The organism is Janthinobacterium sp. 67 (assembly GCF_002797895.1).
Lineage (GTDB): Bacteria > Pseudomonadota > Gammaproteobacteria > Burkholderiales > Burkholderiaceae_D > Janthinobacterium.
Map to the genome: position 1 here is coordinate 1,509,645 of NZ_PGES01000001.1, position 23,059 is coordinate 1,532,703.

Annotated in this window: 23 protein-coding genes and 1 pseudogene; 7 read left to right on the top strand and 17 right to left on the bottom strand. The window is 64.2% G+C overall.

What is annotated here, in order from left to right; genetic code table 11:
- Positions 1–2 precede the first annotated feature (2 nt).
- Positions 3–1,451: a DUF1501 domain-containing protein gene (locus tag CLU90_RS06815; RefSeq protein WP_100427490.1), complete on the top strand. Its 1,449-nt coding sequence runs from the start codon at positions 3–5 to the stop codon at positions 1,449–1,451.
- On the opposite strand, the gene CLU90_RS06820 is transcribed toward CLU90_RS06815, so the two are convergent.
- From CLU90_RS06820 to CLU90_RS06825, 3 genes are read right to left on the bottom strand one after another with little or no spacing between them, the layout of a single operon-like run.
- Positions 1,448–2,284 (bottom strand): dioxygenase family protein, encoded by an 837-nt coding sequence (locus tag CLU90_RS06820; protein ID WP_100427491.1) that lies wholly within the window; start codon positions 2,282–2,284, stop codon positions 1,448–1,450. The genes CLU90_RS06815 and CLU90_RS06820 overlap by 4 nt on opposite strands.
- Positions 2,242–2,385 carry a hypothetical protein gene (locus CLU90_RS29650; protein WP_175539186.1) on the bottom strand — a complete coding sequence of 48 codons (144 nt, stop codon included), beginning with the start codon at positions 2,383–2,385 and terminating at the stop codon, positions 2,242–2,244. The genes CLU90_RS06820 and CLU90_RS29650 overlap by 43 nt, the downstream gene beginning before the upstream one ends.
- A gap of 30 nt (positions 2,386–2,415) precedes the next feature.
- Positions 2,416–2,844, bottom strand: coding sequence for a Spy/CpxP family protein refolding chaperone (locus CLU90_RS06825; protein ID WP_100427492.1), 429 nt, complete (start codon positions 2,842–2,844; stop codon positions 2,416–2,418).
- Between the two features lie 193 nt (positions 2,845–3,037).
- Between CLU90_RS06825 and CLU90_RS06830 the strand changes: the two genes are divergently transcribed.
- Together CLU90_RS06830 and CLU90_RS06835 are read left to right on the top strand one after the other, a co-directional pair.
- Entirely contained in the window at positions 3,038–3,727 is a 690-nt protein-coding gene (locus CLU90_RS06830) for a response regulator transcription factor (RefSeq protein WP_092709314.1), read from the top strand.
- A gap of 2 nt (positions 3,728–3,729) precedes the next feature.
- Positions 3,730–5,229 (top strand): sensor histidine kinase, encoded by a 1,500-nt coding sequence (locus CLU90_RS06835; protein WP_100427493.1) that lies wholly within the window; start codon positions 3,730–3,732, stop codon positions 5,227–5,229.
- Positions 5,230–5,269: 40 nt separating this feature from the next.
- On the opposite strand, the gene CLU90_RS06840 is transcribed toward CLU90_RS06835, so the two are convergent.
- The 5 genes and pseudogenes from CLU90_RS06840 to CLU90_RS06860 form a co-directional block, all read right to left on the bottom strand.
- Positions 5,270–5,620, bottom strand: a complete 351-nt coding sequence (locus CLU90_RS06840) for a FlxA-like family protein (RefSeq protein ID WP_092709320.1) — start codon at positions 5,618–5,620, stop codon at positions 5,270–5,272.
- A gap of 131 nt (positions 5,621–5,751) precedes the next feature.
- Positions 5,752–6,322: pseudogene (gene dcd, locus CLU90_RS06845) on the bottom strand (dCTP deaminase).
- Positions 6,323–6,455: 133 nt separating this feature from the next.
- Positions 6,456–7,256, bottom strand: coding sequence for an alpha/beta fold hydrolase (locus tag CLU90_RS06850; RefSeq protein WP_092709323.1), 801 nt, complete (start codon positions 7,254–7,256; stop codon positions 6,456–6,458).
- A 58-nt stretch (positions 7,257–7,314) separates the two neighbouring features.
- Positions 7,315–8,022, bottom strand: coding sequence for an HAD family hydrolase (locus CLU90_RS06855; protein ID WP_092709326.1), 708 nt, complete (start codon positions 8,020–8,022; stop codon positions 7,315–7,317).
- A 22-nt stretch (positions 8,023–8,044) separates the two neighbouring features.
- Positions 8,045–8,806, bottom strand: a complete 762-nt coding sequence (locus CLU90_RS06860) for a sulfite exporter TauE/SafE family protein (RefSeq protein ID WP_092709330.1) — start codon at positions 8,804–8,806, stop codon at positions 8,045–8,047.
- A gap of 149 nt (positions 8,807–8,955) precedes the next feature.
- Between CLU90_RS06860 and CLU90_RS06865 the strand changes: the two genes are divergently transcribed.
- Positions 8,956–9,879, top strand: a complete 924-nt coding sequence (locus tag CLU90_RS06865; protein ID WP_100427494.1) for a LysR family transcriptional regulator — start codon at positions 8,956–8,958, stop codon at positions 9,877–9,879.
- A 3-nt stretch (positions 9,880–9,882) separates the two neighbouring features.
- On the opposite strand, the gene CLU90_RS06870 is transcribed toward CLU90_RS06865, so the two are convergent.
- Positions 9,883–10,404: a GNAT family N-acetyltransferase gene (locus CLU90_RS06870; RefSeq protein ID WP_100427495.1), complete on the bottom strand. Its 522-nt coding sequence runs from the start codon at positions 10,402–10,404 to the stop codon at positions 9,883–9,885.
- A gap of 45 nt (positions 10,405–10,449) precedes the next feature.
- Positions 10,450–12,876 (bottom strand): DNA internalization-related competence protein ComEC/Rec2, encoded by a 2,427-nt coding sequence (locus tag CLU90_RS06875; protein ID WP_100427496.1) that lies wholly within the window; start codon positions 12,874–12,876, stop codon positions 10,450–10,452.
- Between the two features lie 240 nt (positions 12,877–13,116).
- On the opposite strand from CLU90_RS06875, the gene CLU90_RS29165 reads away from it, so the two are divergent.
- Entirely contained in the window at positions 13,117–13,332 is a 216-nt protein-coding gene (locus CLU90_RS29165; RefSeq protein ID WP_139178133.1) for a hypothetical protein, read from the top strand.
- Here the strand turns inward: CLU90_RS29165 and CLU90_RS06880 are convergent.
- On the bottom strand, positions 13,320–13,718 hold the full coding sequence (locus tag CLU90_RS06880) for a barstar family protein (protein WP_157808761.1): 399 nt from the start codon (positions 13,716–13,718) through the stop codon (positions 13,320–13,322). The two genes, CLU90_RS29165 and CLU90_RS06880, sit on opposite strands and share 13 nt — an antisense overlap.
- 133 nt (positions 13,719–13,851) lie before the next feature.
- Between CLU90_RS06880 and CLU90_RS06885 the strand changes: the two genes are divergently transcribed.
- The gene (locus CLU90_RS06885; RefSeq protein WP_092709900.1) at positions 13,852–14,685 is read left to right on the top strand and encodes a class I SAM-dependent methyltransferase; all 834 of its coding nucleotides are present in this window, start codon (positions 13,852–13,854) and stop codon (positions 14,683–14,685) included.
- 92 nt (positions 14,686–14,777) lie between these two features.
- Positions 14,778–16,769, top strand: coding sequence for a helicase-related protein (locus CLU90_RS06890; RefSeq protein WP_092709347.1), 1,992 nt, complete (start codon positions 14,778–14,780; stop codon positions 16,767–16,769).
- A 9-nt stretch (positions 16,770–16,778) separates the two neighbouring features.
- On the opposite strand, the gene CLU90_RS06895 is transcribed toward CLU90_RS06890, so the two are convergent.
- From CLU90_RS06895 to CLU90_RS06920, 6 genes are all read right to left on the bottom strand, one after another.
- Positions 16,779–17,252: a T6SS effector amidase Tae4 family protein gene (locus CLU90_RS06895; RefSeq protein WP_157808762.1), complete on the bottom strand. Its 474-nt coding sequence runs from the start codon at positions 17,250–17,252 to the stop codon at positions 16,779–16,781.
- Positions 17,253–17,567: 315 nt separating this feature from the next.
- Positions 17,568–18,800 carry a PQQ-dependent sugar dehydrogenase gene (locus CLU90_RS06900; RefSeq protein WP_092709353.1) on the bottom strand — a complete coding sequence of 411 codons (1,233 nt, stop codon included), beginning with the start codon at positions 18,798–18,800 and terminating at the stop codon, positions 17,568–17,570.
- Positions 18,801–18,807: 7 nt separating this feature from the next.
- A complete protein-coding gene (locus CLU90_RS06905) occupies positions 18,808–19,605 on the bottom strand; it encodes a TatD family hydrolase (RefSeq protein ID WP_092709903.1) in 798 nt (265 codons plus the stop codon).
- Positions 19,606–19,617: 12 nt separating this feature from the next.
- The gene (gene lolD, locus CLU90_RS06910) at positions 19,618–20,343 is read right to left on the bottom strand and encodes a lipoprotein-releasing ABC transporter ATP-binding protein LolD (protein ID WP_092709356.1); all 726 of its coding nucleotides are present in this window, start codon (positions 20,341–20,343) and stop codon (positions 19,618–19,620) included.
- Positions 20,344–20,359: 16 nt separating this feature from the next.
- A complete protein-coding gene (locus CLU90_RS06915) occupies positions 20,360–21,625 on the bottom strand; it encodes a lipoprotein-releasing ABC transporter permease subunit (protein WP_046682975.1) in 1,266 nt (421 codons plus the stop codon).
- Between the two features lie 102 nt (positions 21,626–21,727).
- Positions 21,728–23,005 carry a lipoprotein-releasing ABC transporter permease subunit gene (locus CLU90_RS06920; RefSeq protein WP_100427497.1) on the bottom strand — a complete coding sequence of 426 codons (1,278 nt, stop codon included), beginning with the start codon at positions 23,003–23,005 and terminating at the stop codon, positions 21,728–21,730.
- Positions 23,006–23,059: the final 54 nt, after the last annotated feature.

Below are 23,059 nucleotides of genomic sequence, written 5' to 3' on the forward strand. Positions count from 1 at the left end.
GCATGACGACCACCTCTCATTTCTCGCGCCGCCGCTTCCTCGGTTCCATGCTGGGCCTGGCCGGCAGCACGGCCGCGCCATTCGCCCTCAACCTGGCCGCCATGGGCCAGGCAGCGGCCCAGTCCGCCGACGACTACAAGGCCCTCGTCTGCCTGTTCATGAACGGCGGCAACGATAGCTTCAACACGGTGCTGGCCACCGACACGCCGTCCTGGAGTGAATATCTGCGTTTGCGCAACACGGGCGGCAACGATTCCATCCACCTGCCCGGCGCCGGCGAAATGGGCGGCGTGCTGTCCATCACACCGGCCACGGCGCAGGCGGGCCGCAGCTTTGCCCTGCATCCCGCCCTCGCTCCCGTAAAAGAGCTGTTCGACGGCGACCGCGCCGCCATCGTTGCCAATGTGGGCACCCTGATCCAGCCGCTGACCCTGGCGCAATACAAGGCGGGCACTGTGGTGCTGCCGCCGAAACTGTTTTCGCATAACGACCAGCAATCGACCTGGCAATCGGGCTTGCCGGAAGGCGCCAGCGTGGGCTGGGGCGGGCGCCTTGGCGACCTGCTGGGCGCCGGCAACGCCAATGCGACGTTTACGGCCATCTCGGCCGCGTCGAACGCCCTGTTCCTCAGCGGACGCCAGGTGCGCCAGTTTCAGGTGGGCCAGGCCGGCGCCGTGCCGATCCGCAATATCGGCGGCAGCGGCTATCTGTTCGGCACTACCGAGGGCGAGACCGCCTTGCGCGACATCATCAGTACCGCGGGCGACGACCTGATGGAACAGGAACACGTGGCGACGGTGCAGCGCGCCATTTCCAGCCAGAGCATCCTCAGTGGCGCCATGCTGCCGGCAGGTGCGGGCGGCGTGCCCAATCCCCCGCCCTACGTCAATCCGAACACGGGCGTGTCCGGCGTCAATCCGCTGGCCGTGCAATTGCAGACGGTGGCCCGCATCATCGCCGGGCGCGGCGCCCTGGGCGCGAAACGGCAAGTGTTTTATGTCACCCTGGGCAGCTTCGACACGCACGACCGGCAAAAAGTGCTGCATGCCGACCTGATGGCCCGCCTGGCCCATGCGCTCGCCTACTTCGACACGACCCTGGCGGCCCTGCAGGGCGCCGACCTGCGCTCCCAGGTGACGACATTTACAGCGTCTGACTTCGGCCGTACCTTCAGCAGCAACGGCGACGGCACGGATCATGGCTGGGGCGCCCACCACTTTGTCGTGGGCGGCGCCGTGAAAGGGCGCGACATCTACGGCGCCTTCCCCGTCACGGGCGTCGGCCATGCGCTGGACGTCGGGTCCGGCGCCCTGCTGCCGACCACGTCCGTCGACCAGTACGGCGCCACCCTGGCCAAGTGGTTCGGCGTGGCCGACAGCCAGCTGGCCGAGGTGTTCCCGAACATCGGCAACTTCAGCCGGCGCGATCTTGGTTTCATGACGACAAGTTAGCCGTTCACGGCGACGACCAGGGTGGCGACGTAGCCGTCCGTGGCATTGCCCGTCACATTGGCCATCTGCAGGCCGGTGCCATCGCTGAAGACATTGTCGGTGGCATGGCTGATCTGCGCCAGGTTGCGCACGCTGGCCGTGTAGCCGCTGGCCGTGTAGGCCTCGTTCAGCGTCGCCAGCGGAAACGTGAACTGCGACGTCTTGATGCGGTTTGTGGCAGAGGCCGCCTTGGCCAGGCTGGGATAGACCTCGAAGTGCACGTGCGGCATGCGTCCCGCGTAGCAGCCGGGAAAGATGGTCGTGAAGGCGAGTTTGCCGGCGGCGTCCGTTTCCTGCACGCCGCGCAAGTAATTTTGCGCCGTCAGGCCGCCCGAATACAGTGAATACAAGCCATCGCGGTCGCAATGCCACAGATACACGGCGTAGCCGGCCAGGCTGGCGCAGCCGCCGCTGGCGTTGAGCAACTGCAATTGGATAGTGAGTGGCACGCCCGCCGCCACACCGGTGGCGCCATTGAAACTGGCGCGGATATCGCCGCGCACGACGCCCGACTGCTTCAGCACGTTGATGATGCTGCCGCCGTTCGTGTTCGTGCCATCGGCCGGATACGGCCCGCCCGTTTCCTCGGGTATCACCATGCAGGCGCCCGTGGCCGGTAGCGTGACGGCGCCGCTGCTGGCCGCCGTGGCGCCGGCGTCCGAACCGCCGCCGCAGCCGATCAAAGGCAAGGTGGCGGCGCCGGCCAGCAGCCAGCGCAGCACTTGCCGCCGCTCGGCCGCCTGCCGCAGCATCATTTCGAGGTCGGATGCCAGAGCGTGATCATGTAATTCCATACATACTCCATCAAGTGGGGCAAGCCCGCCAGGGCGGGGTTCAGGCTGGCGCACAGGTACAACACCTGCGTGGCCCGTCGCGAGAGCGCGTGGATGCGCATGCCGGCTCTCCCTGTGCTCGCGCCTGCCGTCTATTCGGCGCGCTGCAGGTGGCGCGGGCTCTGGCGGGCGTCATCGCGCTGCTGCGCCTGCTGGCGCTGTTCCGGCGTCAGCACGGCCAGCAATTGCTGCTCGAGGCGCGCATGCAGCAAGCTGATCTTCGCCATGGCTTGCGCGGCCGTGTTCGCCAGCGCACTGGCTTTCGCATCGTCGTAGGCGCTGGAGGCGGCAAGCGCACGCAACTGCTCGTGGGCCTTGAAGGCGATCTTTTCCTGTTCCCGCAACTCAGGCGCCTGGGCGTAGGTGGCGGCGAAAACCTTGTCTTGCTGCGTTTCGTTCAACTCGATGCCGTGCAGAAACGGCGGCAAGCCGGGCGGCGGCCCTTGCTGGGCCAATGCCAGCAAGGGCATGCTGCAGGCGGACAACAGCAACAGGGAGACAGTGATGCTCAGGTATTTCATCGGGATTTCCTTTCGTGGCGGTCAGCCCTGATTGTCGTCGTCTGACGTGTAAAGCAACGTCAGGGCCGCGTAAAAGCGCGTAAAGGAAGGGCAGAAAATGTAAGCGGACGTGTGTAAAAGCGGGTAAAACCGCCGTGAGCAACCTCTGTTGGCTGCTATCATCGGACGATATTCACCCGAAAAAAGCACAGGCATGAGCAAGGTTTTGTTAATCGATGACGACGTGGAACTGGTCGGTATGTTCCAGGAATACTTGACGCAGGAAGGTTTTGATGTCCGCGCCGTGCACGACGGCGAAAGCGGCGCGGCCGAAGCGCTGACGGGCCTGTACGCGATCGCCGTCCTCGATGTCATGATGCCGCGCATGAATGGCCTGGAAACCTTGCGCCGCATCCGCGCCGGCAGCAACCTGCCCATCTTGATGCTGACGGCGCGCGGCGACGATACGGACCGCATCGTGGGCCTGGAACTGGGCGCCGACGATTACGTGACCAAACCGTGCACGCCGCGTGAACTGACGGCACGCATCCGCGCCATCCTGCGCCGCGCGCAAGCGGCGCCGCACGATGCGTCGGGCCTGGCGCCGCTGACCGTGGGACAACTGACGATGTGGCCCGAACAGCGCCGCGTTTCCTGGGCCGGCGCGCACCTGGAACTGACGAGCACGGAATTCAACCTGCTGGAAGTGCTGGTGCGCCAGGCGGGCAAGCCCGTGAGCAAGAATCAATTGTCGGAACTGGGCCTGGGACGGCCCATGGCCCGTTTCGACCGCAATATCGACGTGCACTTGAGCAGCCTGCGCCGCAAGCTCGGCAGCCTGGCCGACGGCCGCTCCTGCCTGCAAACCGTGTACCGCCTCGGCTACCAGCTGATCAAGGAGTAAGCGTGGGCCGTCTGTTCTGGAAGTTTTTTCTGTGCATCATGTTGGCGCAAGTGACGGCCACCATCGGCATCGGCGGCACCTTCTGGCTGAAGAACCGGGCGGCCCAGCAGGAACGGGCCCTCGACATCGACACCAGTCCGCCAGCGCAGATGATCATCGAGGCTTCCAGCGCCACCCTGGAAGCGGGCGGCAGTCAGGCCTTGCGGCAATTCCTGGGCAAGCTCGAGCGCATGCGCGTGTTTGCCGTCGATGCCAAAGGACAAGAACTGATGGGCCGCGCCGTGCATCCCGCCATGCTGGCCAAGGCGCGCGCCATGCTGCGACAAACTCAGCCTCATCCCGTCGTGCGCGAAGTGGACGGCAGCGACGGCAAGCGCTACCTGCTGTTCCTGCCCTCGTCCGAACGCTTCCGCAATGCCGAAGCGGGCGCCGCGCGCGACACGCTCAACGCCGTCACCATGAGCGGCCCGCGCGCCATGGGCTCCGGCCCACGCCCCCACGAAGCGGGTGCCCCGGCGCCACGCGGCGAATTCGGCCGGGGCCCGCCCCCGCGCCTGGACACGCCCTACCGCACCTTCATTCCCCTTACCGCCGCCATCGCCGCCAGCCTGCTGTTCTCTTTCCTGCTGGCCTGGTATTTTGCGCGCCCCATCCGCGACTTGCGGCAAGCGTTCGAGGCCGCCTCGCATGGCGACCTGGCGCCGCGCTTTCATGCCAGCGGCAAGCGCGGCGACGAATTGACGGACCTGGGCCGCGATTTCGACCGCATGACGGGCCGCTTGCGCAGCCTCATGGATAGCCAGACGCGCTTGCTGCATGACGTCTCGCACGAACTGCGCTCGCCGCTGGCCCGCCTGCAGGCCGCCATCGGCCTGGCGCACCAGCAGCCGGAAAAGATAGCCGCCTCGATGCAGCGCATCGAACGCGAAAGCGAACGCATGGATAAACTGATCGGTGAACTGCTGACCCTGTCGCGGCTGGAAGCGGGGGCCGGGCAGGCGGGTGCCGGCTCTTTGCTCAGTGAAGACGTCAACATTGCCGACTTGCTGCACGATATCGTGGAAGACGCGCGCTACGAAGCGAACGCGCGCCGCGTGGCCATCGCCGTGGCGGGCGACGCGGCCATGGCCGACGCCAGCGTCACGGGCCAGCCGGAGCTGCTGGCGCGCGCCGTGGAAAACGTCGTGCGCAATGCCCTCAAGCACAGCCCGGACGGCGGCACGGTCGAAGTGAATCTGTCGCGTCCGCCCGATGGCAAGCAGGAATGGCTGCGCATCGCCGTACTGGACCGGGGACCCGGTGTGGCCAGCGCCGACCTGGCCCGCATCTTTGAACCGTTCTTCCGCGCCAGCAATACCCAGCACAGCACGGATGGCCACGGCCTGGGCCTGGCCATCGCCCGGCACGTCATCGGCGCCCATGGCGGCCGCATCGGGGCCAGCTTGCGCAGCGGCGGCGGCTTGTGCGTGGAGATGTTGTTACCTGTTAAAACGCCAGGCTGACCTGTGGGCGAGCCTGGCGTTGTGGCGGACGAAGGCGCTGTCAGGCCTGCGTATCGATGATGCTGCCCAGGGTCGGCGAGCTTGACCTGGCGGGACTGGCCGCCGTCTCGGCGCTGCTGGACGTTTGAGCGTCTTGCTGCGCCGCCTTCTGCGCGGCTGCCGCCTGCAACTGGGCGATCTGCGCCTGCAAGGCCTGGATTTGCTGCGCCAGCTGCTGCTGCAGCTTTTGCGACGCCTCCGTCTGCTCGCCCTTCTGCGCTTGCGTCAACTGCTTTTGCGCCGCCGTGATCTGCTTTTGCAGCGCCGCGATCTGCGCACCGCTGCCCGCACTGGCGCTACCAGCCGCGCCGACTGCGCCGCCTGAACCACCTGAACCGATTGCCGCTACCATGATGCCTCCTCAGTGTTTCAATACCAAGGTTAACGGCAGGCATGGAAGCGCATGTAGTGCGACGGGTGTAAAGGCAGGTAAAGGCAGGTAAAGACAGGTAAAGAAGGCGGTCAGCCCGCCCTGCACCGCAATCAGGTCTTCGGCAACGTCACACCAACCTGGCCCTGGTACTTGCCGCCGCGGTCCTTGTACGACGTTTCGCACACCTCATCGGACTCGAAGAACAGCACTTGCGCCACGCCTTCGTTGGCGTAAATTTTCGCCGGCAACGGTGTCGTGTTGGAAAACTCCAGGGTCACATAACCTTCCCATTCCGGTTCGAACGGGGGTGACGTTGACGATGATGCCGCAACGGGCATAGGTGCTCTTGCCCAGGCAAATCGTCAACACGTTGCGGGGAATGCGGAAATACTCGACGGTACGGGCCAGCGCGAACGAGTTCGGCGGGATGATGCAATAGCCCTTGCCCGACACGTCGACGAAATTGTTCGCGTCAAAATCCTTGGGGTCGACGATGGTGGTGTTGATGTTGGTGAACAGCTTGAACTCGTCGGCGCAGCGGATGTCATAGCCATAGCTGGACGTGCCGTAAGACACGATGCGGTTGCCGTCGCGTTCCTTGACCTGGCCCGGTTCAAACGGCTCGATCATGCCCGTCGTTTCCGCCATGCGGCGTATCCATTTATCGCTTTTAATCGTCATCGCAGGGGTATCTTTCTAGAATATCGGAATGGCTGGGGCGACACGCCTGGTGCAGGCGCGGCCCGGATGGCAGGATTTTACGCGAAAATCCCCCGCCGTTGGCCCCCATCGCCTGAAAATCCTTGGCGATATTTTATTGTTTCGCCAGCAATGCCGTGATCATCTCGCGCACCACTTGCGCCGTCAGCTCGGGGCTTTCCATGGGAAACAGATGGCCACCCGGCACCTGGCGGAAAAACTTGCCGACCAGTTTGCGTGTGGCCGTCAAGCCCGCCTGCCGGCATTCCACCGATTCGGTGCCGCCGATAAAGCCGATGGGAACGGGAAAACCATCCTTGACGAGGCCGCCGATATGGTGCGGCAGGCTGCGGTAGACATCCGTCTCCACTTCGCGCGTAAAGCGCAGCTGCACTCCTTCCGGATGGGGCGCCAGGCCGCTGTCTATGTAGTCGCGCAACACTTGCGGCGCCCAGATGGCGAACATGTCCTTGGCGGCGAAGTGTTCGTACGCGGCTTGCGCGTCCGGCCACAGCTTGCGCCGCCGGGCGGAAAAACGCGAGGGAGAAAAGCGCTCGCCCAGCGCCGTATTGCGCGCCAGCCGCACCAGCAAGGCGCGCCAGCCGGCCACCACGGGCGAATCGAGCAAGACCACGCAGCGCACGAGGTCGGGCCGCTGTTTGGCCACCATCACGCTGAGCATGCCGCCGAGCGAATGACCGACGAGGATGACGGGGCCGCTGTAGCGGCGCTCGAGGTCGTCGATATACTCGCGCACCAGCTCGGCCCAGCCCGTGCTGACGGGATACGCGGGGTCGTGCGCATGCATGTCGAGCGCCTGCACGGCGTAGTGCCGGCCCAGCAAGCCGAACAGCTTGCGGTAGGTGCCGGCAGGATAACTGTTGGCGTGGGCAAAGTGCAGTTGCGGGAGAGTCATCGTGGGACAGGGCCGGTGAATGCGATAGGCAATTGTAATGGCATGCCGGCAAGACGTATCAGAGGAAGGCCTCTAATTTCTCAGGTGCCAGCGGGCGCGGCGGCGCCATGGCGGGCACGAAGGAAGCCAATACTTCGCCCAGCTCGGCCATGGATTCCACCACGCAAAAGGCGTCGTCAAATGCATGGTGGCGGTTCATATGATTGCGCACGACAATGCACTCGAGCCCGGCCGCATTGGCGGCGCGCAAGCCGCGCGGCGAGTCTTCCACGGCCACGCAGTCGTTGGCGGCCAGGCCCAGGCGCTGCAAGCCCAGCTGGTAGCCGTCGGGCGCCGGCTTGCTTTCGTCATACATTTCACGTGTCAGCACGAAGTCGAAGTGGTTCAACAAGCCCGTGGCCGCATGGCTGATCCGGAAGTGCTCTTCGTAGGCGCTCGTGACCACGCCCATCGCCACGTGCGGGCGCAGCGACGCCAGTACGTTCTTGACGCCAGGCATGACCAGCCCACGCGCCTGGCGCAGGCGTCGGGAAAACAGCACGGTGCGCTCGGCCCGCAGGCGCTCGACCAGCTCGATCTCGTGGCCCTGTCCCAGCAGCAAGTGCCAGGCGCCGTAGTTATTGTCCAGGAACCAGTCAAAGAATTGCTTCGGCGTCAGGTCTATGCCATAGGGCAAGAGCAAGTCGCGGTTGCTTTCGTAAAACAGCTGTTCGGTATCGACCAGCACGCCATCGTTGTCCCACAGCACGCCCTGGATGGTTTTCATGGCTTGTTATCGTCCAAAAAACTTACTTGAAGAATATGTCGTAGGACAACTTCACGATCAGCAGCGCCAGCAACACGAGGAAGAGAATGCGCACGAAGGCGGCGCCGCGGCGCACGGCGATCCAGGTGCCCGTCAGCGCGCCCAGGATGTTGCATACGGCCATTGGTGCGGCCACGGCATAGACCACGTGGCCGGCGGGAATGAAGAAGGCCAGCGCGGCCACGTTGGTGGCGATATTCACCAGTTTCGAGCAGGCCGACGCAAGGATGAAATCGAAGCCGAAGACGCGGATGAACAGGAAAATCAAAAAACTGCCCGTGCCCGGCCCGAACAGGCCGTCATAAAAACCGATGGCGCCACCGATGACGATGGCGAGGATGCGTTCGCGCGGACCGATGGGGCGCGCCTCGCGCGTCGCGCCGAAATCCTTCTTGATGAAGGTGTAGATGGCCATGATGATGATCAGCACCAGCACCATGGGGCGCACCACCTGTTGCGGCACGTAGGACACGGCGGCCGCGCCGATGAAGGACATGACGAAGGCGCTGGCCACGGCCGGCAGCACCAGCAGCCACGGAATGTGTACCTTGCCGACGAACGAGCGGGCGGCAAACGTGGTGCCGCAGGCCGAGGCGAATTTATTCGTGCCCAGCAAGGAGGTCGAGGCCATGTTCGGCATCAGGTTGAACAGGGCCGGCAGCTGTATCAGCCCGCCCCCGCCCACGGCGGCATCGATGAGGCCGGCAAAGAAGGCAAATAAACACAGCAGCGAGATGGTCAGCATGATAGGCAACAAGGAATGATCGACAGCGGCAGTATAGGCGCCGTGGATTTTTCCGGATGCAACTTCAAATTGCGGAAAACGCAATCAGGCGTAACGCTTGACGGAATGCGCCCCATGCGGTCTACTGGCTTCTTTTGCCGGGAGTCACGATGTCGATGAAACTGATGTGGGAGATCCGCGCCTTCTGCACCGTGGTGGAAAAGCGCAGCTTCATCCACGCGGCGCGCATGCTGGGACGCTCGCCATCGGCCGTCACGCGCGCCATCCAGTTCCTCGAGGAAGCCATCGGCGCCGAACTGATCCTGCGCACGCAAAAGCAGTTCACCCTGACGACGGCCGGAGAAACGTATTACGCGTCGGCCAAGCACTTGCTGGAAACGCAGGCCGAGGCGGAAGACCAGCTGGCTGAACTGAGCAACTCGCCACAAGGCTGGGTACGCCTGTCGGCGCCGGAAATCCTGTCGCTGGGTTTTCTGCCGAAAGTGGTGGCGCAATTTTCGCGCGACTATCCGAACGTGTCGGTGGACATCCATTTCTCGGACAAATCGATCGACCCGATCCAGGAAAAGCTCGACTTCGCCATCCGCGGCGCGTTTCCCCAGTCGAGCGAGCTGATCGGCTATCCCCTGTGGAATTACCGCCGCTACATGTACGCCTCGCCCGACTATATCGCCCGCATGGGCGCGCCCGAAGAGCCCGAAGAGCTGGCCGGCCACGACGTCATCATGCACTCGGCCCCGCGCATCCTGCGCGACTGGCATTTCGTCTCCGGCGAACGCAACGTGCGCTACCAGGTGCAGCCCCGCTTCCGTTTTACTTCCGGCATCGCCACTTTTCAGGCGGCCCTGGAAGGCGCCGGCATCGTGCGCCTGGCCAGCTGGCTGGCCGAACCCGCCGTGGCCGCCGGCACCCTGCGCCGCGTCTGCACGGCATACCGACTGACGTCGTCGAAGGAGCTGGACCCCAGCATCCATGCCGTCTACGGCACGTCGCGCATGGCCAAGGGGGCGCGGCTGTTTCTCGAGTATGTACGGCAGCGGGGATCGGAGATACCCGATGAACGGGCAATTTAGTCTCTATTTGACGATGATGGCGTCGCTATAGACGGCAAACTGCGCACCTTCGAAGACAAAAGCAGCCACTTCGCGCATGCCCAGCCGCTCATGCGCGCGCAGCGAACCGAGATTGTCGCGTCGGATGAAGAGCACCGCCTCCGCACCGCCATGCCGCTCGCGCATGGCAGCGTACAGCAGCGCCAGCAAGCCCTGCCCCCGTTCCGAGTCCGCAATGCAAACAGGGCCGTACACATAGGCGCTGTCACTTCCCGCATACGCGGCCAGCATGGCCAGGACCACGGGCGCCTGCGCGGCGGCCTTGGCAGCACTGAACAGCACGCCAACGACGGGCCCGTCTTCCAGACGCCGCGCCACGATGACAGGCGAGGCACCATCGGCCATGGCCGCCACCTTATCGTGCGAAAACTCGCCCGTCAGGCTGCCGCCCCGCGCGGGGGAATTGGCCTGCAGCAAGGCCGTGATGGAATCGAGGTCGGCGGCTTGAGCCGTGTTGATAAAATAGGGTGTGCTGGAAGAGTGCACGCCGGACTCCTGTGACGATGGATGTTCAAGCGTAACATGAATGCGCTAGCGCCCATGCCAATACCGCGGATGCATGGCGCGATACTGCGTCACATCAATATTGTCCCCAAACTCCAGCACCACCGCCCCCGTCACATCCGTGCGCAGCCGGGCAATCCCCATGTCGCCATAGCGCGCATACACCTGCGGCTTCGGGTGTTTGTAACGATTCCTGTGCCCGACCTGGAAAATCGCCAGGCCCGGATGGACGGCGTTCAAAAACGCCGGTGTCGACGAGGTACCGCTGCCGTGGTGGGGCGCCAGCAGCACGTCGGCAGCCAGGTCGCCGTCCGTCGAACGCGCCAGCAACTGCGCCTCCTGCGCCGCTTCGATGTCGCCGGCCAGCAAGATCGCATGCCTGCCCGCCGTGATTTTCACGGTGCAGCTGCGGGCGTTCGGCGTCAAGCTGATGTCCGTATGGCTGGCCGGCAGTGGATGCAGCATGGCGAAGTGCACGCCTTCCCAGGTCCAGCTCTGGCCGGCCATGCAGTGCAGATAAGGCCGGTGCGATTCCCGCTGGAACTCGACGGCCGGGTGGCCATCGAACAGCGACGACGCCAGCCAGCCCACTTGCACGTTCTCCAGCAGGGACATGGCGCCGCCCGCGTGATCGAGGTCGCTGTGGGAAATGATCACGCCGTCGAGCTTGGCGATGCCGCGTGCGCGCAAATACGGCACGATGACCCTGCTGGCGCCATCGGAATCGAGGCTGTAGGCGGGTCCCGTGTCGTACAGCAGGCGGTGATCGTGGGTTTCCACCAGCACGGCCATGCCTTGTCCCACGTCGAAGGCCGTCACCCACAGCTGGCCCGCTGGCGGGCTGGATGGCAAGGCCGTCAGCAGCGGCAGCCAGCCCAGCATGCCGGCCCAGCGGTGCTGCCATCCGCGTGGCGCCAGCAGCCATGCCGTGCCGAACAATGCCCAGCAAAAACTCCACATTGGTGGCGCGGGCGCCGTCCACACGGCAAAGCGGCGCGCGCCCAGCCAGTCGAGTACCTGCGCCAGCATCTGCACGATGGCGTGCGCCAACAGCAACAGTCCATCGGACAAAGGCGCAGGCAGCATGCTGCCCGCCAAGGACAAGGGCGTGACGACCAGGCTGATGACGGGAATGGCCAGCGCGTTGGCCACGGGACTGACCAAGGAGACTTGCGAGAACAGCAGCATCGTCAACGGCACCAGCCCTACCGTCACCACGTATTGCGTGTGCGCGCCCAGTGCCACGGCCGCGCGCAACCGCCGCCAGCGGCTGGCGCCCTCCGGCAACGGTGTCGCAGTGCGGCCCGCCGTCGCATACAGGATGGTGGCGACGGCGCCGAACGACAGCCAGAAACCGGGCCACAGCACGGCCCACGGGTCGAGCAGCACGACGACGCCCAGGGCCAGGCACAGGACATGCACGATGCTGGTGATGCGCCCCAGCCACAAGGCCAGCGCCACCACCAGCAACATATACAGGGTGCGTTGCGCGGGCACGCCGAAACCGGCCAGCAACACGTAAAGAAAGGCCGCCAACGCGCCCGCCAGCGCCGCCACCTTTTGCGCCGGCAGTCGCAAGGGCAGTTGCCAGTCGGTAAAGAATGAACGCCGCCACAATGCTCCGCCCCCAAGCGCAAAGAGTCCCGCGATCATGGTAATGTGCAAGCCGGAAATCGAAATCAGGTGACTGACGCCCGTGCGGTTGAACACTTGCCAGTCCGACTGGGGAATGGCGCGCTGGTCGCCCACCACCAGCGCCACGATCACGCCCGCGTACTGCTTGCCTTCCAGGCTGCGCAAGATGCGCGCACGCAAGGCCGCGCGGCTGGCCTCCACCACGTTGCCGAAGCCGGGCACGAAGGCGGCCAGGCGCATGTTGGGCGTATCGGCGCGTGGCTGCGGCCGCACATAGCCGGTGGCGCGCACGCCCTGCTCCAGCAGCCACGCCTCGTAATCGAAACCCATGGGATTCGCATTGCCGTGCGGACGCTGCAGCCGCACCGTCAGCCGCCAGCGCTCGCCCGGCTGCACGTTGCCCACCGCGTTCGTCACTGCATCGCGAAAACCCGCGTACCAGGACAGGGCGATCAAAGACGGCACCTTCGCCCCAACCGCCTTTTCCACGGCAAAGTTGAAGCGCACGCCCTGCTCGAAGCGGTAGGGCAGGCTGGCAATGGCTCCCGTCACGGTGATGTCCTGGCCTTCGTCTTTCAATGCCAGCTCGGATGAGAGGGCCGAGTGCGCCAGGAACGCGGCCCAAAGGTAGCCAAACACCAGCCCGAACAGGCATCGCATCGCCATGCGCAAGCCTACATGCCAGCCGCGCGTAACATAACCGAGCATCATAAGCAAAAGGCTGGCCAGTAGCAGCGCCGCACCGGCATGCGCCGGCAGTGCCGCCTGCATCTGCAGCCAGAAAGCGCCAGCGGAAAAGCCGAGTAGGAAGGTGCGCATGACAGGCCGAAGCGGCGCGACTCAAGCTCACCAATATAAACGGCGCTACATGAATGCGCGCGAACATGCGGGCGACAGGTTTGATACGGCGCAGGGAAAAGCGGAATAGCTTAGTCAATATCACGCTTCTACCATCGCTGCCATGGCACGCTATCTGCGCGGCAAATCGACCGGCGGCTGGTAGAAAGACATAAGCCAGCACGCAAGGTTCACCATAGCGCCATCGTCAAACCTTTTTTCTTGTTAATCAATGAAAATATTGAAGAAGTGCAGATTCCGTATTCAACGGCTCACATGCGCCATCAACATAAAGAACCGTCAATCCCAAGGAATTGCAACCCGATCATTGCCCTTGCTGACTTCCAGTTGTATTTTTCTTTAACCCTGCTGGCGTCTGAACAAGCGGCATCGCGCATGCACGGCAAGTCAGCGTCATATGCCGATCACATCACCTGAAGCACCACCAATTTCTTTGGATGATTCACCGTGGATACAACATCGGCTAGCATGCCAGGCAATTCATTCAGGATAGAAAAGGCGGTGGAAAAATCCTCCGGGGCTTGTGCCTCCATGTCGCTGGAATCGCGCCAAACAATCACGATGCCATTCTCGTTCAATCCATCCAGACCCGACCATACGGAATCGTCAAGCGCATCCCAGCTTGCATTACTTTGTAATGGCGGATCGAGAGGAAGCGTATCGCGTACGCCATCAAAGAAAGCATCTCTGGACGACATTTTCCTGGGAAGATGAAAAACACGCATGCCCTGCGCTTGCGCATCGAGAATGACCTTCTCGGCAGTTGCCGCATCGATAGCAAAAAAACCTTGGCGACTCAACATTATTACTTTCCCAGTCTCCCTATCACAAGCGACGCCAGCCAGGCTGAAGCACCGCAGTCTATTTCTCAACGTTTCCATGCTAGCATGCCTGTCCACGCCCTGGGGCGTCCGCCCTTCCCATATCGAACCCTACATGAACGCGATTTCAACCGCCGAGATGTATCTGCAGGACTTCCATCAACGCCAGGTCGGTGTGACGCCCGCCGCGTTTGCGCACCTGCCTGCACATGCGGCATCAGCTACCTACGCCTCGTCCTACGAAGTGTTGACCAGCCTGCTACCGGTCGTGGACACGCCCTTGACCGTACTCGACCTGGCCTGCGGCGACGGTCATCTGCTGGGTTTGCTGGCAGCCAGGCGGCAACCCCGGCTGCAACTGCTCGGCATCGACATGAGCCAGGCTGAACTGGCTGCCGCGCGCGCCGCCCTGCCCCCATCCGTGCATCTGCTGCAAGGCCGCGGCCAGGCGCTCGACCTGCCATCGGCCAGCGTCGATTATCTCGTCTCGCACATGGCGCTGATGCTGATGGACGACATCGAGCAAGTCGTGCGCGAAATGCGCCGCGTGCTGCGCCCCGGCGGCCAGTTCGCGGCCATCGTCGGCCGCACTTTCCTGCTGGGCGAAGTGAACGATGTTTTCACGCGCGTGTTCAAGCCCATCGCCAGCACCGAACTGCCGCCGCTGCGCTTCGGCGACCGCCGCACGGGGTCCGAAGCGGGCTGGCGCGAGCTGCTCGATGACAGTTTCGCAGATGTTGAATTCGACCACATCGACGTGCCCTGGTCGCCCACGCCGGGCGAACTGTGGACCGCCCTGCTGGACACCTACGATATCGACCGCCTGGACGACGGCGCCAGACAGCGCCTGCGCAGCGCGCTCCTGGATGCCGTGGCATATCTGCAAGGCAGCGACGGCAAGATAGCCACGGGCTGGGGCTTGCGCCTGGTGCACGCGCGTGCCGCCTGAACATGCAAGCGCCAGGCCTGGCCACCACAGCCCACCGCCCACCGCCATCGACGGTATAATCGGCCTCGCTTACTTCAACACCCAGGCACGACATGACTTCCTCCGCACTTCCTCCCGATACTTCCACCGATATTTCCGACAGCAGCGAAGACAATAACGACGCTACCCTCGTCGCGGAACTGGGGGAGCTGGCCGAGCATATCCGCCTCGTCAAGATGGAAGGTCGCGTCTTCGTGCGCTTTTCCGGCGTCGTCAAGGCCGGCCGCCTGGTGGTGCCGTATGCGCTCGTGCCAAGCCAAGGCGTCCTGGCGCGGCCGGCCAAGTGGCGCAAGATGGACCGCGAGGCCAAGCTGGCCCTCGTGCGGGAACGGGCCAGCGCGGCCGTCTTCGAGGAGCTGCGCCAGCACGTGGTCGATTTCGTCGCCGACATCGCGGGCCTGAGCGAGGACGTGGACACGGACCCGATGGTCTTCCTGCACACCCTGGCCGACATGCAGACGTCGGAGCCGGCCGGCATGGTGTTCGACCGCATCCGCCAGCGCTTCCATCACGCCATCGAGCGCCAGCAGGAAGAACAGCACGCGGCGCGCACGCGCCAGAGCATCAACCTGGCCGAATATCCGGCCTCGTTCGAGATGGCGCGCCGCCTACCGCGCCGCTTCATTGCCTTGCTGGGCCCGACGAACTCCGGCAAGACGCACCGCGCCATGGAAGCGCTGGTCAAGGCAAAGAGCGGCATTTATCTCGCGCCCTTGCGCCTGCTGGCTCTGGAAAACTACGAGCGCCTGCAGGAGGCCGCGCCGCACGGCAAACCGCTGGCCGTGAGCCTGGTCACGGGCGAGGAACGTCGGGTCGTCGACGGCGCCACGCACGTGGCCAGCACGGTGGAAATGCTGGACACGAAAACCGTCGTGGAAGTGGCCGTCATCGATGAAATCCAGATGCTGGCCGACCCGGACCGGGGCGCCGCGTGGACGGCGGCAGTCTGCGGCGCGCCTGCCCACACCGTGTATCTGGTGGGAGCGCCCGAAGCGCGGCGCGCCATCGAGGCGCTGGCCGAACGTCTGGAATGCCCGCTGGAAGTGCATATACTGAAACGCATGGCGCCCCTGTCGATGGAGCCGAGCGCCGTGCGCAAGGTGCGTAACCTGCGCCGCGGCGACGCCGTCATCGCCTTTTCGCGCCGCGAAGTGCTGATGTGGCGCGACATGATCACGGAAACGGGGCTGTCGGTGGCCACCGTCTACGGCAACCTGTCGCCCGAAGTACGGCGCGCGCAGGCGCAGCGCTTCCGCGACGGCACGGCCGATATCGTCGTCGGCACGGATGCGCTGGCGATGGGCCTGAACATGCCGATCGCGCGCATCGTCATGACCACCTGCGTCAAATACAATGGCCGCGAAGAGGAAGAGATTTCGGCCGCGCTGGCGCGCCAGATCGCCGGGCGCGCGGGCCGCTACGGCGTGCATGAAGAAGGCCTCGTGGCCGGCTACGACAACGAAACGCATGAAGTGATGCGCGCCCTTCTCAAGGAAAAGCTGCACCCGCTGAACACGAGCGGCTTTGCCGTGGCGCCCTCGCTCGAACATCTGCACCGTATTTCGTCGGTGACGGGCGAACTGTCGCTGTCCAAGCTGCTGCGCCGCTTCATCCACAATATCGACGTGCCGGACGGCTTCTTCTTCCCCCGCATCACGGAAGACCAGAAGGAACGCGCCGCCTGGCTCGACACCCTGCCCCTGTCCGTGGCCGACAAGTTCACCCTGTCGCTGGTGCCGATATCGAGCAAGGTGCCGTCCTTGCAAACGGCGTGGGAACACTGGGCGAAGAATCTGTCGCAGGGAAAAACGAGCACCTTGCGCCAGCATGCGTACGGCGGCGGCACGCAGAATTTGCAGCAGGTGGAAGACACTTGCCGCTACTACTCGGCGTATGCGTGGCTCAGCTACCGCCTGCCCGAATTCTTCCCCGATATCGCCGTGGCGCAAAACCTGTCGCGCGATGCGTCGGAGCGGGTCGATTCCATCCTGCGCGCGCACAATGCGGCGTCGCGGGGACGCTCGAAGAAATTCAAGCAAGCGTAAAAGCAAGCATCAACCGAGTGGCCAGAACCAGACCTCGCCGCAATCCCAGTAGCATTCGCTGCCGCACACCTTCACGCCGATGGAGGGCAGCAGGATGTCGATATGTCCGCCCGCCCCGCCCAGGTAGCCGGGAATGCGGAAGAAGGCGACGAGGCCCTGGCGCTGGCCTATGCCTTCGATGGCCGCATCGGCGGCGAATTTTTCGGGCGCGCCGAACATCGACGGGCTGGCCAGCATGTGCGACAACTTGGCCTGTCCCGGTTCGATCAGCGCCCCCTTGAACGGTCCCTTGCGGATGGCCATGCGGCCCTTGACCTGGACGCCGGCCTTGATCAGCGCCAGGCTGACGCGGATGGCGCAGGTGTTGGCAAAGCTGTCCTTGCCGATCAAGTCTTCCCAGCCGATTTCACGAAACAGGGCCGCCTGGCCGACGGCCGCCACGCTCGCGTAATTGTCACGCAGATTGATGAATGCAGGTTTCACGTCAGCCTCCCGTTGCCCCTGGTGGACAGGGAACATCAGGCCGATTGTAGAACGATGCGACAGCCGCGCACTGAGCGAGGTCAAGCGTAACCCGACAACATCCGCAACGCCCACAATGTCGTCGGATTACGCGCGGCGTTGCCCCGCTAATCCGACCTACACGTGCGAAACCGGTGAAAATTATGGTTTGGCCACCGCGTAATGCAACTTGAGCACCAGTCCATTATGGTCGTCAGTCGGGTAGGTCGGATTAGCGCGTCCGAAGGATGCGCGTAATCCGACGACATTGTTGCCGATGTATCGGATTAGCGCTGGTTACGGTTTGCCCGGCGCCGCATAATGCAACTTGAGCACCAGACCATTATGGTCGTCGGCCATATAGATATCGCCATCCTGGCCCAGCTTCACGTCCACGGGCGCGCCCCTGCCCTGTTTGCCCTTGCGCTCCCAATTGCCGATCAACTCGACGGACTTGCCCAGCGGCGCACCGGCCTTGTCGGGCAGCAGGGCCACCAGGCGGTGGCCGTTGCTGCGGTAGCCGTGGTAGCCGATGATCAGGCTATTCTTGTACAGTTCCGGGAAGCGGCTGGCCGTGTAAAACGTCATGCCCAGCGGCGCGGCATGGCCGGGCAGCAGGCGCTGGGGCGCCGCGTATTGGGCGGCGCAAGCCGTCTTCGGATATTCGGGACTGGCGACGTTATCGTCGTAGCAGTACGGCCAGCCGTAGTGCCGGTCGGCCTTGATCAGGTTCAATTCCTCGTGCGGCAGGTTTTCATCGCTTTTCAGTTGCGGCATGGCGGCCTGGATGGCGTCGCGCGCGTTCTCCGCCTGCCACAGCTCACCCGTGGTCGGATGGAAGGCCAGCGCCATCGAATTGCGCAAGCCGCGCGCATGCGTGCGCCAGCTCGTCACCGTGCCGGCCGGCCAGGCCATCGTGTATTCGCGGATGGCGCCCAGCGCTTCCGGACCTTCCGCCGAAGGGCAGGCCTTGGCAGGATCGGGCGCCTTGCCATCGTTCTCGCAATGGTCGGTGCTCGAGCCCACGTTCACGTACAGGTCGCCCTTGGGACTGAAGCGCATATTCGTCAGCAGGTGCAAGCCGAGGCCCGGCAGGCGCGGCGTCTTGGCCGTGCCGCCGATCACGTCGGTGAGGGTGCGCTTCGTGTCGCGCAAGTCGAAGCGGAAGATGCGCCCTACTTCGCCCACGTAGACCATGCCGTCCGGTCCCTGCACGATGCCGTTCGGACGATCGAGCTTGTCGAGCAGCAGCTTGCGCTCGTAGCCGGCGCCGGCCGCCTTCGGCTGCAACAGCCATAATTTGCCCTGCTTCGGCGCCCATCCCGTCATGTCCGTGACGAGGATGTCGCCATTCGTCAACGGCAGCACGCCACGGGGGAATTTCAGGCCGTCGGCCAGCACGGCCACGCAAAAGCCGGCCGGCGTGGTGACGTCGAGGCGCGGCATGCCGTCGCACTGGGCGCTTTGCGCCGCCATGGCGGGAGCGAACGCAGCGGACAGGCAGGCGGCCAGGATGATCTTGTTGTTCATTGCGGTCTCATTCCATCAAGGGTAGTCGGGGCAGTACGGCGCGCGCGTTGGCGCTGGTGGCAACGGCCACGTCGGCCAGTGCCAGGCCGCGCAGCTCGGCCAGCACGGCGCCGATGCGCGGCAATTCTTCGGGGCTGTTGCGGCCAGGGTGGACCCAGGCAGGGGAAATATCGGGTGCGTCCGTCTCCAGCACGATGGCGGCCAAAGGCAACTCCGTGGCCATGCGGCGTATCTGCAGGGCGCGCGTAAACGTCATGGCGCCGCCGAACCCGAGCTTGAACCCCAGGTCGATATAGCCCTGCGCCTGCTGGAAGCTGCCGTTGAACGCATGGGCGATGCCGCCGTTCGGGCGGATCTGGCGCGCGTGCTTGAGGACGATGTCCTGCGAGCGGCGCACGTGGGTCAGCACGGGCAGGTCGAAGTCGCGGGCGATTTTCAGCTGCTCGCGCAAAAAATGCTCCTGCTTGGCGCGCATGGCCGGCTCGCACAGCATGGGAATGAAGAAATCGAGGCCGATTTCGCCGATGGCGACAAAACGCGGGTCATTCATGGCCAGCGCCACGGCCTCGCGCAGGGCGATCAAATCGTCGTCCGTGGCATGCGGCACGTAGATCGGGTGGATGCCCAGCGCATAGCAGGCGTTGGGCGCCGCTGCCGCCAAGTCGCGCACGATGGCGAAATTGGCCCGTTCGACGGCGGGAATGACGATCATGCCCACGCCCTGCTGCCGCGCGCGCGCCACCACCTGCAGCGATTCATCGCCGAATTCATGCGCGTCGAGGTGGCAGTGCGTGTCGATCCACAGCATGGCGGTTCCTTAGTATTGGTACGGTTGCAGCCCTTCGTCCGTCAGGCGCAGCACGCGGTCGCAGCGCTTGGCCAGTTCGATGTCGTGCGTGACGATGACGAAGGCCGTGCCCAGGGTGCGCGACAGTTCCAGCATCAGGTCGAAAATCTGTTCGGCCGTGGCGTGATCGAGATTGCCCGTCGGTTCATCGGCCAGCACGCAGGCCGGCTGCGTGACAAGCGCGCGGGCGAGGGCCACGCGCTGGCGCTCGCCGCCCGACAATTCGCCAGGCGTGTGCGACACGCGCTTGGCCAGGTTCACGCGCGTGAGAATCTGCTGCGCCAGTTCGGTGGCGGGCGCGCGCTTCATGCGCCGTATCATCAAGGGCATGGCGACGTTGTCGAGCGCGGAAAACTCGGGCAGCAGGTGGTGGAACTGGTAGACGAAGCCCAGCGAGGCGTTGCGCAAGTCGCCGCGCGCCTTTTCGCTCAGATTGGCGAAGTCCTTGCCCAGCAGGGTGACCTTGCCGTTGGTAGGTGTATCGAGGCCGCCCAGCAGGTGCAGCAGGGTCGATTTGCCGGAACCGGAGGCGCCGACGATGGCAACGCGCTCGCCGCGGTGCACGTCAATGTCGATGCCGGCCAGCACCTGCACCTTGTAGCTGCCCTGCGTAAAAGTCTTGCCCAGGCCGCGGCAGGAAAGGACGGCGGAATCGGCGGAAGCGCCGTTGGAGGCAGGTTTGTTCAGATCGGTCATGGTAGTCGTCAGTGGTTTATTCATAGCGCAGGGCTTCCGCAGGTTTCACGCGGGCAGCCCACCAGCTCGGGTACAGGGTCGCCAAAAAGGCGAGGATCACGGCCAGCACGCCGATCTTGGTGACGTCGGGCCAGCGCAGGTCGGACGGCACGGTGCTGATGAAATAGATGTCCTTGGAAAGGAACTGCACGCCCAGCAAATGCTCGATGAAGGGCACGATGACGTCGATGTTCATGGCCACCAGCACACCGCCGCCGACGCCCAGGATCGTGCCCAGGATGCCCACCAGCGCGCCCTGGATCATGAAGATCTTCATGATGGAACGGGGCGAAGCGCCCAGGGTGCGCAAAATCGCGATATCGGCCTGCTTGTCCGTCACCGTCATCACCAGGGTCGAGACGAGGTTGAAGGCGGCCACCGCGATGATCAGGGTCAGGATGATGAACATCATGCGCTTTTCCGTCTGCACGGCGGCGAACCAGTTGGCGTTCAGCTTGGACCAGTCGCGCAGCCACAGGTCGCCCGGCATGGTTTTTTTCAGCTCCGCCGCCACTTGCGGCGCCTGGTTCATGTCGGCCAGGCGCAAACGCAGGCCCGATGGACCGTCGAGGCGCAGCAAACGCTGGCCGTCCTCGATATTGATGAAGGCCAGGCCCGCGTCGAATTCATTGTGGCCCGCCTGGAAGATGCCGCTGACGGTAAAGCTGCGCATGCGCGGCAGCACGCCGGCCGGCGTGACCTGGCCCTGCGCCAGCATCAGGGTGACTTTTTCGCCCAAGTTGACGCGCAAGGCGCGCGCCAGCTCGATGCCCAGCACGATATTGAAGGTGCCCGGCTGCAGCGCCTTGAAGCTGCCCATGCGCGTCTGGCCGGCCACGTCGGAGACGTTCGGCTCTTCCTCGGGCAGCACGCCGCGCACGATGGCGGGTCGCAGCGCATCGTCGCGCAGCAGCATGCCCTGCGTTTCGACGAACGGCGCCGCGCCCTTCACGGCCGGATTCTTGAACGCTTGCGCCGCTTCGGCGCGCCAGTCCGGCATGCTGCCGCTGTTGTCGAACACTTCCACGTGGGCCAGCACGGACAGCATGCGGTCCGTCACTTCCTTCTGGAAGCCGTTCATCACGGACAGCACGACGATCAGCGCCGCCACGCCCAGGCCGATGCCGGCCATGGAAATGAGCGAGATAAAGGAGATAAAACTGTTGCGGCCACTGCGCTTGCCGGCCCGCGTGTAGCGCAGGCCGACCAGCCATTCGAAGGGAAGATTTTTTAACATGCTCATTGATTCATTAATTCTTTTGTAAGCAACATATCATCGCGTTAGCCCTTAAAGCGAAGGGCTGGGGTCAGACCCGGCGGGTCTGACCCCGGTTTTACAAGCCAGCTATTCGTAGCGCAGCGCCTCGGCCGGCTTCACACGCGCGGCGCGCCAGCTCGGGTAGATGGTTGCCACCAGCGCCAGGCCGAAGGCGATCAGGCCGATCTGCGCCACGTCCAGCCAATGCACGTCCGACGGCACGGCGCTGATCTGGTAGATTTCCTTCGAGATGAAGTGCAGGCCGAAGATGCCTTCGATGAAAGGCACGATGACGCCCACGTTCAGCGCCAGCACGACGCCGCCGATCACGCCCAGGGCGCTCCCCAGCAAGCCCACCAGCGCACCCTGGATCATGAAAATCTTCATGATGGAGAACGGCGAGGCGCCCAGGGTGCGCAAAATCGCGATGTCGGCCTGCTTGTCGGTGACGGACATCACCAGGGTCGAGACGAGGTTGAACGCGGCCACGGCGATGATCATGCTGAGGATGATGAACATCATGTTCTTCTGGCTTTGCACCAGCGCATACCAGCTGGCGCTGGCGCGCGACCAGTCGCGCATCCACAGCTGGCCCGGCATCGACGCCTTCAGTTCGCGCGCCACCTGCGGCGCCTTGTTCATGTCGTGCAGGCGCAGACGCAGGCCGGACGGGCCGTCGAGCTGCAGCAGCTGCTGCGCGTCCTGCATGTTCACAAACGCCAGGCTGCCATCGAGTTCATTGTGGCCCGCCTCGAAGATGCCGGCGACCTTGAGCGCGCGCATGCGCGGCATGACGATGGCATTGGCCGCGTCGCCCGCCTTCGGCTCGCGTTCCAGCATCAGGGTGACGTTCTGCCCCACTTTCACGTCGAGCGCCTTGGCCAGGTCGATGCCCAGCACGATGTTGTACGAGCCGGGCGTCAGCGCGCTGAAACTGCCCTGCTTCATCTGGCTCGCCACGCTGGACACGGTGGCTTCCTGCTGCGGCAGCACGCCGCGCACGACGGACGGGCGCATGGTCTCGTCATTGAGCAGCATGCCCTGGGTTTCCACGAACGGCGACACGGCCTTGACTTGCGGGTTGGCGTAGGCGGCACGCTCCTGCGCCTGCCAGTTCGGCATGGAGCCGCTGGTGTCGAACACCTCGACGTGTGCCAGCACCGACATGAGCCGGTCCGTGACTTCCTTCTGGAAGCCGTTCATGACGGACAGGACGACGATCAGGGCGGCCACGCCCAGGCCGATGCCGGCCACGGAAATGAGGGAGATGAAGGAAATGAAGCTGTTGCGGCCACTGCGTTTCCCGGCGCGCGTATAGCGCACGCCGACCTGCCACTCGAAGGGAAATTGTTTGATGATGCTCATGCGCTCCCGCGACAACGATGATATGCGAGCGCGCAGTGTGCCACACAATGGGCA

Excerpts from the sequence above, each read along its gene's own strand:
- CLU90_RS06840 (WP_092709320.1), bottom strand. The coding sequence starts at position 5,620 with ATGGTAGCGGCAATCGGTTCAGGTGGTTCAGGCGGCGCAGTCGGCGCG.
- CLU90_RS06915 (WP_046682975.1), bottom strand. The coding sequence starts at position 21,625 with ATGAGCATGTTAAAAAATCTTCCCTTCGAATGGCTGGTCGGCCTGCGC.
- CLU90_RS06880 (WP_157808761.1), bottom strand. The coding sequence starts at position 13,718 with ATGTTGAGTCGCCAAGGTTTTTTTGCTATCGATGCGGCAACTGCCGAG.
- CLU90_RS06920 (WP_100427497.1), bottom strand. The coding sequence starts at position 23,005 with ATGAGCATCATCAAACAATTTCCCTTCGAGTGGCAGGTCGGCGTGCGC.
- CLU90_RS06850 (WP_092709323.1), bottom strand. The coding sequence starts at position 7,256 with ATGACTCTCCCGCAACTGCACTTTGCCCACGCCAACAGTTATCCTGCC.
- CLU90_RS29650 (WP_175539186.1), bottom strand. The coding sequence starts at position 2,385 with ATGCGCATCCACGCGCTCTCGCGACGGGCCACGCAGGTGTTGTACCTG.
- CLU90_RS06890 (WP_092709347.1), top strand. The coding sequence starts at position 14,778 with ATGACTTCCTCCGCACTTCCTCCCGATACTTCCACCGATATTTCCGAC.
- CLU90_RS06865 (WP_100427494.1), top strand. The coding sequence starts at position 8,956 with ATGTCGATGAAACTGATGTGGGAGATCCGCGCCTTCTGCACCGTGGTG.
- CLU90_RS06875 (WP_100427496.1), bottom strand. The coding sequence starts at position 12,876 with ATGCGCACCTTCCTACTCGGCTTTTCCGCTGGCGCTTTCTGGCTGCAG.
- CLU90_RS06900 (WP_092709353.1), bottom strand. The coding sequence starts at position 18,800 with ATGAACAACAAGATCATCCTGGCCGCCTGCCTGTCCGCTGCGTTCGCT.
- CLU90_RS06860 (WP_092709330.1), bottom strand. The coding sequence starts at position 8,806 with ATGCTGACCATCTCGCTGCTGTGTTTATTTGCCTTCTTTGCCGGCCTC.
- CLU90_RS06855 (WP_092709326.1), bottom strand. The coding sequence starts at position 8,022 with ATGAAAACCATCCAGGGCGTGCTGTGGGACAACGATGGCGTGCTGGTC.
- CLU90_RS06830 (WP_092709314.1), top strand. The coding sequence starts at position 3,038 with ATGAGCAAGGTTTTGTTAATCGATGACGACGTGGAACTGGTCGGTATG.
- CLU90_RS06815 (WP_100427490.1), top strand. The coding sequence starts at position 3 with ATGACGACCACCTCTCATTTCTCGCGCCGCCGCTTCCTCGGTTCCATG.
- lolD (WP_092709356.1), bottom strand. The coding sequence starts at position 20,343 with ATGACCGATCTGAACAAACCTGCCTCCAACGGCGCTTCCGCCGATTCC.
- CLU90_RS06825 (WP_100427492.1), bottom strand. The coding sequence starts at position 2,844 with ATGAAATACCTGAGCATCACTGTCTCCCTGTTGCTGTTGTCCGCCTGC.
- CLU90_RS06885 (WP_092709900.1), top strand. The coding sequence starts at position 13,852 with ATGAACGCGATTTCAACCGCCGAGATGTATCTGCAGGACTTCCATCAA.
- CLU90_RS06820 (WP_100427491.1), bottom strand. The coding sequence starts at position 2,284 with ATGGAATTACATGATCACGCTCTGGCATCCGACCTCGAAATGATGCTG.